The organism is Calothrix sp. NIES-2100 (assembly GCF_963875285.1).
Taxonomy (GTDB): domain Bacteria; phylum Cyanobacteriota; class Cyanobacteriia; order Cyanobacteriales; family Nostocaceae; genus Aulosira.
Map to the genome: position 1 here is coordinate 3,895,650 of NZ_CAWNLA010000001.1, position 15,285 is coordinate 3,910,934.

The 15,285-nt window shown below is 35.5% G+C and carries 7 protein-coding genes; 3 read left to right on the top strand and 4 right to left on the bottom strand.

What is annotated here, in order from left to right; genetic code table 11:
• Window positions 1-71 precede the first annotated feature (71 nt).
• Window positions 72-5,792 (top strand): AAA family ATPase, encoded by a 5,721-nt coding sequence (locus tag AACU32_RS15885; protein ID WP_096601024.1) that lies wholly within the window; start codon window positions 72-74, stop codon window positions 5,790-5,792.
• A gap of 210 nt (window positions 5,793-6,002) precedes the next feature.
• On the opposite strand, the gene AACU32_RS15890 is transcribed toward AACU32_RS15885, so the two are convergent.
• Window positions 6,003-6,173, bottom strand: coding sequence for a hypothetical protein (locus AACU32_RS15890; protein WP_339377952.1), 171 nt, complete (start codon window positions 6,171-6,173; stop codon window positions 6,003-6,005).
• Window positions 6,174-6,639: 466 nt separating this feature from the next.
• Between AACU32_RS15890 and AACU32_RS15895 the strand changes: the two genes are divergently transcribed.
• Window positions 6,640-8,013, top strand: a complete 1,374-nt coding sequence (locus AACU32_RS15895; protein ID WP_096601026.1) for an AAA-like domain-containing protein — start codon at window positions 6,640-6,642, stop codon at window positions 8,011-8,013.
• A 160-nt stretch (window positions 8,014-8,173) separates the two neighbouring features.
• Here AACU32_RS15895 and AACU32_RS15900 read toward each other — a convergent pair whose 3' ends face one another.
• Complete coding sequence (locus tag AACU32_RS15900) at window positions 8,174-9,508, bottom strand: hypothetical protein (protein ID WP_096601028.1); 1,335 nt, start codon at window positions 9,506-9,508, stop codon at window positions 8,174-8,176.
• Window positions 9,509-9,652: 144 nt separating this feature from the next.
• A complete protein-coding gene (locus AACU32_RS15905; RefSeq protein ID WP_096601030.1) occupies window positions 9,653-10,999 on the bottom strand; it encodes a hypothetical protein in 1,347 nt (448 codons plus the stop codon).
• A 307-nt stretch (window positions 11,000-11,306) separates the two neighbouring features.
• On the opposite strand from AACU32_RS15905, the gene AACU32_RS15910 reads away from it, so the two are divergent.
• Window positions 11,307-13,994 (top strand): AAA-like domain-containing protein, encoded by a 2,688-nt coding sequence (locus tag AACU32_RS15910; RefSeq protein ID WP_096601032.1) that lies wholly within the window; start codon window positions 11,307-11,309, stop codon window positions 13,992-13,994.
• A 39-nt stretch (window positions 13,995-14,033) separates the two neighbouring features.
• Here the strand turns inward: AACU32_RS15910 and AACU32_RS15915 are convergent, their stop codons facing one another.
• Window positions 14,034-15,272, bottom strand: coding sequence for an ABC transporter substrate-binding protein (locus AACU32_RS15915; protein WP_096601034.1), 1,239 nt, complete (start codon window positions 15,270-15,272; stop codon window positions 14,034-14,036).
• Window positions 15,273-15,285 lie beyond the last annotated feature (13 nt).

The window sequence follows — 15,285 nt, forward strand, 5'->3', positions numbered from 1 at the left end:
ATTTAATCAAATTTTTCAGCTACTAAAAACCACTAAAAAACAAAAATAACAAATTAATAGTTGCAAAAATTATGCTAAAAATAGCAGAATATCAAACACATGAAAAAATATATGAAAGTAACAACTCACTAGTTTATCGAGGCATTTTTCAGCCGAAAAATCAACAGATTATTCTGAAAATACTTAAAGAAAATTACCCTACACCTTCAGAACTAAGCCGATATAAACAAGAATATGAAATCACTCGTACATTAAATGATGATAAAATTATCAAAACTTATGACTTACTTCGGTATCAAAATAGTTTAGTAATGATAGTGGAAGATTTCGGTGGACAATCTTTAAATCTATTAATATCCAAACATTACTTTACCTTAGAAGAATTTCTAACTATTGCTATCAAGACTACTGAGAGTTTAGCAACTATTCATACTGCTAACATTATCCACAAAGACATTAACCCCTCCAACATTGTATATAATCGCACAACTGAACAACTCAAAATAATTGACTTTGGGATTTCTACCCGTTTATCCCAAGAAAATCAAGTGCTTTGCAACATCAATCAATTAGAAGGAACATTAGCTTATATTGCTCCAGAGCAAACTGGGAGAATGAATAGGGGTATAGATTACCGCAGTGATTTTTATTCTCTAGGGGTGACTTTATATGAACTATTTACTCATCAACTTCCTTTCACAACGGATGACCCGATAGAATTAATCCATTGTCATCTCGCGCAACAGCCAAAAACACCTCATGAATTAATTTCTTCAATTCCTGTGACAGTATCTAATATTGTCATGAAATTATTGGCTAAAACCCCAGAAGAACGGTATCAAAGTGCTTGGGGAATCACAGCAGATTTAGAAATGTGTCTACAGCAATTAAAAACTCTAGAAGAAATCTCTCCATTTTCTTTGGGTAGTCAGGATATTTCCGATAAGTTTCGTATTCCGCAAAAACTCTATGGACGAGAACAGGAAATCACTCAACTCTTAACTATCTTTGAGCGAGTCAGCCAAGGTACTACTGAGATGATACTGGTTTCTGGTTATTCAGGTATTGGCAAAACCGCCTTAGTTAACGAAATTCACAAACCTATTACCCTTAAACAAGGATATTTCATTCATGGTAAATTTGACCAGTTGCAAAGAGATATTCCCTATGCAGCAATCACCCAGGCTTTTCAAGACTTAATCCGTCAACTTTTGAGTGAATCAAAAAAGTTGTTCCAAACTTGGAAAGAGAAAATTTTACAAGCTTTAGGAGATAACGCTCAAATTATCATTGATCTAATTCCTGAGTTGGAAAAAATTATTGGGAAACAGACACCTATTGAGCAAACAGGAGCCAATGAAGCACAAAATCGTTTCAATTTATTCTTTGAAAGATTTATTAGCATTTTTAGCCAAAAAGAACATCCGTTAGTCATCTTCCTAGATGATTTACAATGGGCAGATTTACAATCTTTAAATTTGATTCAGTCATTAATAACTAATTGTGATATTCACTATTTATTGATTGTAGGAGCATACCGTAATAATGAAGTTAGTCCTACTCATCCTTTAATGTACACCTTAGATAAAATTCAAAAGGCAGATGCGAAAATCAATCAAATCATGCTTCAACCTTTAAAAATAACCCATATTAACCAATTGATAGCTGATACTTTAAATTGTTCAACAGAACACGTAAAACCTTTAGCAGATTTAGTAAATAAAAAAACAGGAGGTAATTCATTTTTTGTAAATCAATTAATGCAAAAACTTCATCAAGAAAAATTATTAGTTTTTCAACCTAGTAAGAATGTGTTTTGGCATTGGGATATTGAGCAAATCCAAGGAGTAGCAATAACTGATAACATAGTTGATTTAATGGTGAACAAAATTAAAATTCTAGATAAAAATACTCAGAATATTTTGAAATTAGCTGCTTGTATAGGAAATAAATTCACCTTAGAAATTCTTTCGCTCGTCAATAAAAAATCTCAAACTGTTACTTCTCAAGAATTACAACCAGCCCTTAAAGAAGGATTGATTATTCCATTAAGTAATGATTATAAAGTACCTTTACTATGGAGTCAGGAAGAAGTTTTAAATGCTACTGTCAATGTATCCTCTAATTTTATCCCAAAATATCCGAAATTTGTACCTTATAAATTTTTACATGATAAAGTTCAACAAGCAGCTTATAGTCTAATTCAGGAAGATGCTAAAAAAGCAGTTCATCTCCAAATAGGTCGTCATTTATTGCAAAACACTCAACAATATGAATTGGCAGAAAATATTTTTAATATCGTTAACCAACTCAATGAAGGAATGGATTTGATCGGCGACCAACTAGAGAAAAATGAGTTAGCCAGATTAAATCTTCATGCAGGAAAAAAAGCTAAGCTGTCAACAGCTTATGAATCAGCTTTGAAATATTTAGAAAATGGAGTAAAAGCATTAAGCTTAAATAGTTGGGAAGATGAATATGCATTAACTATTGAAATATATATAGAATATTTAGAAGCTCTTGCTTTAACTACAAAATTTGAACAAGTAGAATACTTATCTAAAACTATTCTTAAATATGCTAAATACAATCTCGAAAAGGTAAAAGTATACCAAATAATTAACTTGTCGTACTATGCTCAATTACAACCAGAAAAAATTATAGATACTGGGCAAAAAGCTTTAGCAGAATTAGGAATATATTTGCCAATAGAAGCAGCTGCGATAGAAAAAGAAATTAATCAAAAACAAAAAGATATAAATTTATTATTAAATAATATAAATATTAAAGATTTAATTAATTTTCATTTAATGAATGAGTTAGAGCATACTGCAATAGTATCAATACTACAGCAGATGATTACTGCTACAATTACCATAAATTTTTCCTTATTCATTTTAGTTATATTAACTCAGGTACATCTCTGTCTTCAATATGGAAATCCTTCTCAATCTCCTAGCATATATATTCTTTATGGAATGATTTTATGTTTAAGGGGAGATAATGATTTAGGATTTGAGTTTGGTAATCTGTCTATAAAACTACTTACAAAATTTAATATCCTTAAATTAGAAGCCTTGGTAGCGCATGTTTACTATTTTTCATTATGGCATTGGAAAGAATCTATTCAAAATAGAATTGTAGAAGAAAAATTGCTCAAAGCATTTCAAATAGGTATAGACACAGGAGACTATGAATACGCTAGTTATACAGCTATCGATTATTGTCTTATCCAGTTCTTTAGAGGAGATAATTTAAATGATGTAGAGCAAAGTTATACGAAATATACCAGACATATATTGAAATTACGGCAAAAATATTCACTTAATTATATTAAAATATGTCAAAGTATCGTCGGAGAGTTAATAAGTAAAGAAAATATATATTTGGAAAATTTAACGCAAAATAATAACGAATGGTTATTATTTATTAAATATCTTGTTATAACAATTGGCTGTTATTTTTTTAAAAATTATATACAGGCTGCTGCTAACGCAAGTAATGCAGAAAAATATGTGAAAGCTTGTAGTGTATTTTTACATGCTCCACAGCATAATTTCTACTTTTCTCTGTCTTTAATTGCTCAATATAATTCTTGTGAAATCAATCAGCAAAAGGAGTTTATTGAGCAAATAGATAAAAATCAAGAGAGTATGAAAATATGGGCTAGTAATTGTCCCGCCAATTTTCAACATAAGTATGATTTAGTCGCAGCAGAAAAAGCACGTATTTTAGGTCAATATTGGCAAGCAGAAGAACTCTATGAACGAGCTATTAAAGGTGCTAAAAAATATGAATTTATCCAAGAAGAAGCACTAGCTTATGAAAGAGCAGCAGAATTTTATTTATATCTGGGACGGGAAGAAATTGGTCAGTTATATCTCAGAAATTCCCATCACTGTTATGCTCGCTGGGGAGCTAAAGCCAAAGTTAAACAATTAGAACAGGAATATCCACAATATTTTATAGGAACTGTCGAGCAAGGTCTAGTTAAACGCTTCAGTACAACTACATCTACAACAGAAAGTGATGGAGAATTCCTGGATTTAACAACTGTAACTAAAGCATCTCAAGCTTTAGCTGAAGAAATTGTATTGAGCAAGTTGCTGGCAAAATTAATGAAGATCGTGATAGAGAATGCTGGCGCTGAAAAAGGCTTTTTGCTGCTGCGTTCTCAAGATACATGGGTGATTGAAGCGATCGCCTCATTAGACACCGATGATGTTACCATACTACAATCAATCCCCGTATATTCCCCAGATACCTCCACTCAGACACCATTGCTATCTGTGGCTATCATCAACTATGTTGCCCACAGCCAGGAAAATGTAGTTATTAATGATGCTACTAATGACGAACAGTTTATCAGCGATCCCTACATTATTGCCACTCAACCCAAATCAATTCTCTGCACTCCCCTACTCACTCAAGGGAAACTAAGCGGCATTTTATATTTAGAAAATAATCTCACAACGGGCGCATTTACACCAGCTCGCGTCCAAGTTTTAAATATCCTATCTAGCCAAGCTGCAATCTCTATTGAAAATTCTCGTCTCTACGCCACTCTGGAACAAAAAGTAGAAGAACGTACCCAAGAACTATCAAAAACACTGGAAATTCTCAAAGCCACTCAAGCTAAATTAGAATTTGAAAATTCGTTGCTGAAAAGTGGCGAACAAGCTTCAAACTATGATTATCAAGTAGGTGGTAGCTTGCCAATTGATGCGCCTACTTATGTAGTGCGTTCCGCCGACAGACACCTCTACAAAGCATTGAAAAATGGCAATTTTTGTTACATTTTAAATACCCGACAGATGGGTAAATCAAGTTTGATGGTAAGAATGATGCACTATTTACAACAAAAGGGTTTTTGTTGTGCCGCCATCGATATGACACGAATCGGCAACGAAAACATTACCCCGGAACAATGGTATAAGGGATTAATTGTGGAATTATGGCAAGGTTTTGACCTACTAGACAAAGTAAATTTAAAAGTTTGGTGGCAAGAACAATTGGATCTTTCTCCTATACAGCGATTAAGTCGATTTTTTGAAGAAGTTTTATTAACTCAAGTCAAATCGCCGGAGGATACGCAACCAAAGATAGTCATCTTTTTAGATGAAATTGATAGTGTTTTAGGTTTAGATTTTGCAGTTAATGACTTCTTTGCGCTAATTCGCTCTTGTTATAACCAGCGTAATATTAATTCCCAATATAAAAGGTTATCTTTTGCCTTATTTGGTGTTGCCACTCCTCATGATTTAATTACTGATTATCGCCGAACACCGTTTAATATTGGTCAGGCAATTCAACTGCATGGCTTCCAGCAACACGAAGCCCAACCCTTGCTGCAAGGACTCGCAGACAAAGTGAGCAACCCGCAAGCAGTGCTGAACGAAGTCTTGTTCTGGACTAACGGACAACCGTTTTTAACTCAAAAGATTTGCCAGATGATCCGTTGTTTCTCATCTTCTGTCCCCCAGAAAACTGAAAAAGCATGGGTGGAGAATTTAATCCACACAAATATCATCGAAAATTGGGAAGCCCAAGACGAACCAGAGCATTTCCGGACGATAAGCGATCGCATCCTCAAAGGAGAGTGCCAAACTAGTAAATTATTGGCACTATACCAACAAGTTTTACGGTTAAAACAACTGGGTGCAGTTGATAGCCCTGAAGCGAGGGAATTGATATTATCAGGCTTATTGATTAAGCAACAAGGGTATTTAAAAATCCACAACCGGATTTACGAATTGATTTTTAACGACAGTTGGATTGAAGATAATATATAGAATATTATACCACAAGTTTAATCATTAATTCTTATAGTTTTTTATGTAATGAGTCGATAAAAATCGCCAGACTCACATACCCTACTTATGAAAAAAATTGGGAAATTGTTTTACCTAAATAATTTATTTTTTTTATATAAATAGCCTTATTACTCCTAAAAATATAAATAAAAATTATATAAATTGTCAGAGCAAGAGGAACTAGGACATTTAAGGAAAATATGCGATCGCATGATCAAAATTAATGTAATATAAAGTTACTAAAACTAAAATTCTGGAACTGTATCGACAAGTTCTGAAGTTAATAGTATTGAGTTCAGTTTTTAGTCTAGAAGTAAAATAATTGATATCATCAGGGTTGTTGATTAAGTAGAAAACCATATTAGCTGTAGCATAATTAGCTATTATGAAGTACGTACACCAAAATTGAGAAAAATGGGACGAACAACTATAGGCTACAGACTAGTGATGTTCACTCATACCATGTATTCGTGAAGCTAGATGTAAAACCTGAGTACAGGGTTTGACAAATTCGGGAAGAAATCAAAATAAAGTCAATTGTTCATAGTTGTGCGTTAGCGCTAAAGCGCAATTACGAACCAAAACAGCACGAATTTATGAAACGCTGTACTAGTAACTATTTTCAAGTTAATCCCTCATGGGAAAAACCCACTATCAAACATGAAAATCTCTATTTTCTAGTCCTGATCCTTTAGGACTTACGCAAAACATAACGAAAGTAGCGGTAATTCATGAATTACCGCTACGCAAGAATCAGGTTTTCGGTCACATCTTGCGTAAGTCCTGTCCTTTATTCCCCATTAGCAAAAATTCATTTTTGACGATTATGTATTTTGACTTAAATGAAGCAATTAAAATTGCTAACCAAGCAGTTTTCGCCAAGTTCTGTAGAAAGTTAAGTGACATTGAAATCATTGTTCTTAAAGGAGCTTGGGAACGATACGCATACGATCAAATTGCCGCTAAACATCAATATGCGACAAGTTATATCAGTCAAGATGTTGCACCAAAACTTTGGGATTTACTAACAGATGCGCTAGGAGAAAGAGTCAAAAAAAGTAATTTTAAGGAAGCTTTGAAACGGAGTTGGGAAAATAAATCCACATCTCCATCTTACTTAGCAACTCCAGAATCAGTGACTCTTACAACTGCACAAGAAAATTACAATCTGAAACAAGAGTTGCTAAATCCAGAATTGTATATAGAGCGATATCCTCTAGAATCGCTATGTTATGAAACTCTATTACAACCTGGTTCTCTTGTTCGGATCAAAGCCCCAAAATTCATGGGTAAAACCTATTTGATGGAGCGGGTATTGGCTAAATTAGCAAAGCGAGGATATCGCACAGTTAATTTAAGTTTGGAGATGGCAGATAGGAAGACTCATCTTACCAACCTGAATAAATTTTTGCGTTGGTTCTGTCTCAATATCAGTCGAGAATTGCACTTATCCAGTCAGATAGATAAATATTGGGATGAAGAGGGTATGGGTGCGAAGGTAAGCTGCACAACTTATTTAGAGGAATATCTCTTGGCTGATGCAGATACCCCCTTTGTTCTCTGCTTAGATCATGTGGATGCGCTTTTCCCTTATCCTGAAGTTTACGAAGACTTTTTTGGTTTGTTGCGTTCTTGGTATGAGAAAGCCAGAGGTCGCCAAAACTGGAAAAAATTGCGATTGGTTATTGCCCATTCCACTGATGTTTATATCCGCCTGAATATTAATCAGTCACCCTTTAATATAGGCTTACCTATTGAGTTGCCAGAATTCACTAAAGAGCAGGTGCAGGTATTTGCAAAACAATATGGATTATCAGGAGATTCATCGTTAGTAGACCCCTTAATGAAATTGGTAGGTGGTCATCCTTATTTGTTGCAGCAGGCATTTTCTCACCTGAAAAGTTATCCTGATATTACCCTTGAACAACTGTTAGCAGAAGCGACAACAGATGCGGGTATTTATCGTCATCATTTGCGGGAATATTGGTTGAGTTTGCAACAAGAGCCAAAATTGATGTCAGCTTTTCAAACGGTGATTACTTCTAGTAAGCCTGTGAGATTGGAAACTATACCTGCTTATCAGTTGCAGAGTATGGGTTTGGTGAAGCTGGCGGCGAATGAGGTAGAGCCGCGTTGTCAGTTGTATCGGAGTTATTTTGGTGATGTAATTGGGACTCAGATGAGTGTAAATCGACTATAGTAGTCCCCATAATAGAGGCTAGCAGAGAGCGATCGCACTAGGGACAAAACAAAAAAGGCGATCGCTCTGTATTCACCTGCCAAAAAATGCTAATTCCGAAAATATTAGTGAATATTTCAATAATAAAAAGTTCCCTAAGTTTTAGGATAACAAATATGAATTATAACTTGGTGCTGATTAAGGCAAGCATTACAGGCACTGTGCTATTAATTACAATCTTTATAAGATGAGACTCATCATCAAAAGAAACAACTGCTTTATAATTGCCAATTAAAGATGAAATATCAATCTTTTTAAAATAAGTTTTAGAGCCTAGTTGATTTATATAATCATTGTAAGCTTCTTTAACAGCTGTGTAGTGTTGCTTGTCGAATAAGATAGTAATGCTTGGCTCAAAGCCAATAACTACATTAGATGGTAGTAAACCCATCAAACCATTTTGTCCAAAAAAAAGGGGAGACCCCTTTATAAGTCTGTCTTTAAACATCATAACAATACTTGGATCAAACCAATCACCTGGCTTTATTTGAAAAATTCCTAATCCTGTGAATTCAACTTTCATCTTTAAAAATTTAATTTTACAATCTTGTTCTTTTTGACTAACTTTATTCAAAGTAATAGCAGATTCAGGAAATATAATAGATCGATACTTTTCTTGATTCCAGCAAATAGATTGAGTGTCATTATCAATTATAATTGAAACTTCTTTTTTAGAATTAACACTTAATGATTGCCATTCTTCATATCTTTTTAGAAATCCAGACAGAAAATACGCAGGCATAAAAGTTTTAACTGGGGGTTCACTGACTCCCTGACTTCCTGCTGGGGGACTAAAAGTAATAGAAACAGGCATATTATAAAGATTTTGCTGGCTTGAATTTAAAGCTAAATTGCACTTTTGCCTTGCTTCTTCAATAATTTGATACACCGAACCGTATTTGTTATATTTTATTTTATGTATTTCATGCTCTATTTTTTTTATAAAAACAGAATTTTTAGGTATATTATCCTTGTCATAGGCATTGATAAGATTCACGTAAAATTTGTCCAGGTTCTCCCTAGCATTATAACTAAATTTATTCTTATTAGAATCAGTATTGGGTGTTAAATCAATACAATCCAAAAACAGCCTATAACTTGTTAAAAAGTCGCTTTTAGGGATGTAATTTCTACTCCATGCTGGAACACTATTACCGAGATTGTAAATATTACGGTTACTAACTCCAACATCTTTATTAGCAAAATCAACTGCTATAATTGGGGCTGTAAGCGTAAATAATTGTTCGTTGTTGTTAAAGTTACTACTTATAGATATACACTCAATAACGTTTGTATAATTTTCCCAAAGCCGATCAATTAATTGGCAATGTATATCTTGAGCTAAAACTTTTTTTTCTCGACTATTAAAAATCTTATCAAATTTATTCAGAGTTGCCGTTACTACAATGAAGGTTGTTATTTTTAATAAATGTCTTCTTTTTATACAAAAATTCATAAAAAAATAAATCAATTACTTGTTAAATATTAAAAATTGATTATGTTAATTTACATAAATATATATTCCTTTAATGGTTGATAGAAAAATTGATTGGATTAATCCAATCAATTTTCTTATTGATTGCCTATTCTAAATCAGAATTTACAGCTTATTGCTAATTACACCAAGTAGTATAGGCAATGTACTGTTGCCACCCATTGTAATGGAATTAGAGTTATCATCGTAGCTTATATTTGATTTAGAGCCATTAGTAGAGAATGTGGCACTGCCGAACTGAAAAGGACCAACTCCAATTGAGGCAGTTGCGCTAGCTTGAAAACTACTCTTAGCAGATTGATAGTCTGCTTGACTAAGAGTTAACTTAATCTGTGGCTCAAAACCAACAATCACAGACTGTGGTAGCAAACTTAGTGAGCCACCTTCTCCAAAAAAGTCTGGGGAATTCGCTCGTAATTGATTGTGGTAGGTTTTGATAATACCTGAACTGAACCATTGACCAGGGCTAATAAGGAAAGTTCCTAATCCAGTAAAAGATACTGAGAAACTAAAATCCTCGTGCTGCCAGTCGTAATTTTGAGCTTGACCGCTAGCTTGGCCAGAAGCCATGACAGAGAAGAAACTACCGAACCTAGCGTTAGCTGAAGTTCCCCAACCAAACTCACTCCATTGAGAAGCTTGTGAGTTTTCTGTCACAGTAATTGTACCAGCGATCCGTTTATAAACACTTGCTGTTTGCCATTCTTGATATTTGGTTGTAAAACCAGTAAGTGTAAAGGCAGGTGCAAAGCTACTAACAAGCGAACTACTTGGACTTGATGGTGTTTGACCTGGAAGAACAGAATTGCCTGATCCACTTGGGGCTGTAGCTCCTGTGGCAACAGTCATATTATAGGGAGTCTGCATAGTTATATCTGACGCACCTCCTGTAGGCCCTACTGCATTTCGGGCAGTAGCAATAAGTTGGTATCCTTCACCATACTTCTGAATTTGTAATCCTTGATACTGGCTAACGGCTGCGGATAAAGCGCTTTTGGCAGAGATGTATGTTGGATATTGAGCCTGGACAAACTGAGGAAAAGTAATGTCAGAACCTAATGTTGCTTTATAATTGCTATAGGCTGTAAAGGCTTCATTCTGAACTTGTGTAAAGTTTTTTTGTGCATTTGTTAAAGCAGCAGCAGCTAGATTGATTTGGCTATCTAAGTTGGGATTTGGATCGCCTTTAAGATCAATACTATCAAGGAAAACTGTATAACTATCGAGCAGACTACTACTGTTGTTAGAATAAGTAGAACTCCAAGCTGGAATTGTATTACCAATCTGGTAGACAATATCGTTAATAACGTTAGAATTGGAGTTAGCTAAATCTACGACTAAAGTTGTTCCTGCTAAAGATAAAACCTGTCCTGTCGTAGCCAACTGTCCGGAAGTAACTAGTTGTTTCAGTTGACTAGCATAAATTTGCCAAAGTTGATCGGTGGTTGTCATGTTTTAAATTCCTTGTTCAAGAAAAATAATGGAAGATTTTGCTAGATAATTAGCAGGGTTTTAAGAGCTGTTTACAAGCCAGTATGAGGTTTTCAGTTGGCGATGCAGGCTCTTGAGATATTCTTTTTGTAGCTACTACCAATCTGGTTCGCTTAGTTTTTATTATTTTGGATTTTTGAAGTGAATAGTTGAGTTAAACTCAGGACTCTGAAAACTCAGTTAATTTCAGTTAACTTCAGCTATTCAAAAATATATAAACATGTAACAATTAATACTGCACCAGGTTTTAAGTATTTATCAAATACAAATGTCTGCCAAACTCAACACCACCTATCGGTATCAAGCAGGTGGTAGCCTTCCGCCTGATGCGCCTACTTATGTAGTGCGACAGGCTGATACTGAACTGTATGAAGGGTTATTAGCACTTGAGTATTGCTATGTCCTCAACGCTAGACAAATGGGGAAGTCTAGCTTGCGAGTCCGGACGATGAATAAGTTGCGGACTCAAGGTTTTGCTTGTGCAGAAATAGAGTTAAGCGGAATTGGTAGTCAGCAAATTACGGCTCCCCAATGGTATGGGGGGATAATTCAGGAATTAGTCAGCGGTTTTCAACTCCAAGTAGACCGGCGCAGTTGGTTAAGAGAACGGGATGATTTATCTCCCATTCAATGCTTAAATGAATTTATCGAAACGGTATTACTAACCCAGATTCAGAAAAAAATTGTTATATTTATCGATGAAATTGATAATGTGCTGGGTCTGAAGTTTTCTACAGATGAATTTTTTGCGCTGATTCGCCACTGTTATGAAAATCGAGCTATTAAACCAGCCTACAGGCGACTGTCATTTGCTTTGTTGGGAGTGGCTTCACCTTCAGATTTGATTCAAGATAAACACTATTCTACACCCTTTAATATCGGTCGGGCTATTGAATTACAAGGATTTCAAATCGAAGATAGTAAGCCTTTACTGACGGGATTAGTAGGCAAAGTTAGCAACCCAGAAGCCGTATTAAAAGAGATTTTGTATTGGACTAGCGGACAGCCTTTTCTGACGCAAAAACTGTGTTGGTTAATTGTCAATTACTGTCATAGCAAGACAGAATATTGCCCGCCTCCAGAAAATGAAGAAGCACAGTGGGTTGAGCAAATTGTGCAGCAGCAAATTATCACCAATTGGGAGGCTCAGGACGAACCAGAACATTTAAGAACAATCCGCGATCGCCTGCTCCGCAATACCCCAAAAACCATACAATTATTGCAGTTATATCAACAGATTTTAGAACAAGGAAAAATTCCTAATCACAACTCCCCTGAGTACCTAGAATTACGTTTGTCCGGGCTTGTCTGCCAATACCAAAGCAGTTTAATAGTTAAAAATACTATCTATGCTAGAGTATTTAATTTGGATTGGGTAAAGCAAAATCTAGCTCTAGAACTTGCCAATTCTCAGACATTAGCTACTGATTCTACCTTGATGTTTTTGGGCAGAGTATCTTATACACCAGAAATGGCAGCAGAATTTCCGAAAAATTCAGATATTTTAAAACAGGAATGGCAACAAATACGTCAGTCTTGCCAGCAATTTGGCGCTAAACTTCTCCAGTCTAGCGATGATGGATTATTATTTTACTTTGAGAGTGTAAAAACAGCAGTGAATAGTGCGATAGAAATACAAAAAACAGTGGCGATCGCTGCCACTAATTTGCTAAAACAAGATTTGATGCTACATCAAATTGGCATTCATTTGGGACAGGTATTTTTCACAGACAATGATGTCGTCGGCTCAGGGGTAGACTTGGTGACACAATTGTACATACAAGCTCAACCTGGAGGAATTTGCTTATCTCAAACCGTCTACGATCAAGTTAAAAATAACTTATCGGTAAATGTAGTTAATTTGGGGCAGCATCATCTCAGAGGTATCTCAGAACCTGTATTTTTATACCACATTACTCCCAACACCGTGAATTTTCCCTGTTACCCAAGTGGCGCAGTTCCTCTCGATTCTCCGTTTTATATAGAAAGAACAGCAGTGGAAATGCAAGTTGCTCAAGAAATTAGAAAACCTGGTGCTTTAGTCCGCATTAAAGCACCAAGAGAAATGGGTAAAACTTCTTTACTATTGAGAACTTTGAATGATGCTGCTAGTCTTGGCTATCGCATTGTCAGCTTAAATATAGAGCAAATTGACGAGGTAATTTTGAACGATTTGCATCGATTTTTGCGTTGGCTGTGTGCTAACATTACCCAACAATTGCAACTGGAACCGAAACTAGATGATTATTGGGATGAAGATATTGGCAGTAAAATTAGTTGTTCGCTCTATATCCGTAACCATATATTAAAACAAATAGATACTCCTTTAGTTTTATCATTAGATGAAGTCCAATATCTTTTTGAGCATCCTCTGGTAGCAAAAGATGTTTTACCTTTATTTCGTTCCTGGTATGAGGAAGCTAAAAGAGAACCAATTTGGCAAAAGTTACGGCTAATTATAGTTCACTCCACGGAAATTTATGTACCTCTCCAATTAAAGCAATCCCCATTTAATGTAGGGTTACCGATAGAGTTAAACTACTTTAATTTAGAACAGGTACAAAACTTAGCTCAACGCTATGGACTCAACTGGACTGATGGACAGGAAGCTACACAACTGATGGCTATGGTGGAAGGACATCCAGCATTGGTACATATGGCTATTTATCATCTCAGTCGCGGGGAAATTAGCTTTGCTCAATTCCTCGATACAGCAGCAACATCAAAGGGAATTTACTCATATCATTTGCAACGTCATCAAGCAACATTGCAAGAACAACCTGAATTAGCAAAAGTGTTAGATACCGTTATCAATGCTCGAGAACCGATATCAATAGATGCAAGCATGACTTATAAACTCAGCAGTATGGGACTGATCAAACAGTTAAAGGATAAAGTGATACCAAGCTGTGAGTTATACCGACAATATTTTACATCCAGAAACACCAATCTATAGCAATTTTCTGTTTTTATTTACCAATTAATTTACATGAGCTTATTTAACGGTTAAAAACGCAAATTTACCCTTAACGCCGTTGGGTTCCATCTTCAGTTGAGCAACGTAAAACTCTTTCTGAATTACATCACCTACTGGTGTAAAAGCAATTTCACCCAGAGGAGTTTGATATGTTCCTTTGAGTATCTCCTGATTCAATTCTTTCCGCAACTGTGGCAATGAAAGTTGATTAATTTTACTCTTTTTATCTAAAGATTGCAGCGCTTCTACATATACCTGTAATGCAGCAAAGGCTTGGGCGCTGACTTGGGGTGGTTCTCGACGATATTGTTCAAAATAGGCTTGGCGAAAAGCAGTGTTAATTTCACTCTTGTATTCTGGACTATAAGCTTGGGCAATAATCACCCCTTCACAAAGCGCTTTGCATACAGAAAATATATGAGATGTATTAAAACCATTACCACCAATAATAATACCTTTATACCCAAGTTCTCGTAGTTGTTTAACTAAATTACCTCCATCCACAGCTAACCCGGAGATAATCGCTAAATCTGGTTTTAAATTAATCGCGCTGCTGGCTTGAGTTTGAAAGTCAGTATCTGTAGTTTGAAATTTTTGGACTGTGACTAAATCCAATCCTAAATCTTTAACTGTTTTCTGAAATATTTCTGTTTCCGATTTATTAAAAGCATCATTTTGGGCGTAGAATACAGCCACTCTTTTGATATTCGGATTTTGTTTGAGCGCCGCTTTCACCGCATAAGGTGCAACCACAGCCACAGAGGAAGAAACACGCGCCACATAATCACCAATTTCGGGAATACCTTTAGCGGTATTTGATGCGCCAATAACTGGAACTTGATTGCGTTCGGCTATGGGATCAGCACTAAACGCTTGTTGTGATAGAGTCGGTCCAATAATCCCCACAACTTTATTTTGATTAATTAAAGTTTGAAAAGCATTAACTGTTCCAACTTCATCGCCACCAGTATCTTGAAATATTAATTTAATCGGTTTACCGTTGATACCGCCTTTGTTATTAAAATATTTTTCAGCAATTTTAACTCCATCAGTTCCTTCTTGTCCGAGTAATGCGACATTGCTAGTTTGGGCAAAAGCGATACCAATAGGAATTGTATTAGCGGTGGCTGATGTTGGTGTAGGATTATCAGTACTGACCGTTTTACCACAGCCTATCAACAGCACAGAGCATGTAAATAATAAGACAGTTTGCCGAGCGATACCTTTGGCACGCCTAACGGCGATCGCACTTTTCATAGATGCGTAAATA

Coding starts and splice junctions, on each gene's coding strand:
- AACU32_RS15895 (WP_096601026.1), top strand. CDS start 6,640: ATGTATTTTGACTTAAATGAAGCAATTAAAATTGCTAACCAAGCAGTT.
- AACU32_RS15900 (WP_096601028.1), bottom strand. CDS start 9,508: ATGAATTTTTGTATAAAAAGAAGACATTTATTAAAAATAACAACCTTC.
- AACU32_RS15915 (WP_096601034.1), bottom strand. CDS start 15,272: ATGAAAAGTGCGATCGCCGTTAGGCGTGCCAAAGGTATCGCTCGGCAA.
- AACU32_RS15890 (WP_339377952.1), bottom strand. CDS start 6,173: ATGGTTTTCTACTTAATCAACAACCCTGATGATATCAATTATTTTACT.
- AACU32_RS15885 (WP_096601024.1), top strand. CDS start 72: ATGCTAAAAATAGCAGAATATCAAACACATGAAAAAATATATGAAAGT.
- AACU32_RS15905 (WP_096601030.1), bottom strand. CDS start 10,999: ATGACAACCACCGATCAACTTTGGCAAATTTATGCTAGTCAACTGAAA.
- AACU32_RS15910 (WP_096601032.1), top strand. CDS start 11,307: ATGTCTGCCAAACTCAACACCACCTATCGGTATCAAGCAGGTGGTAGC.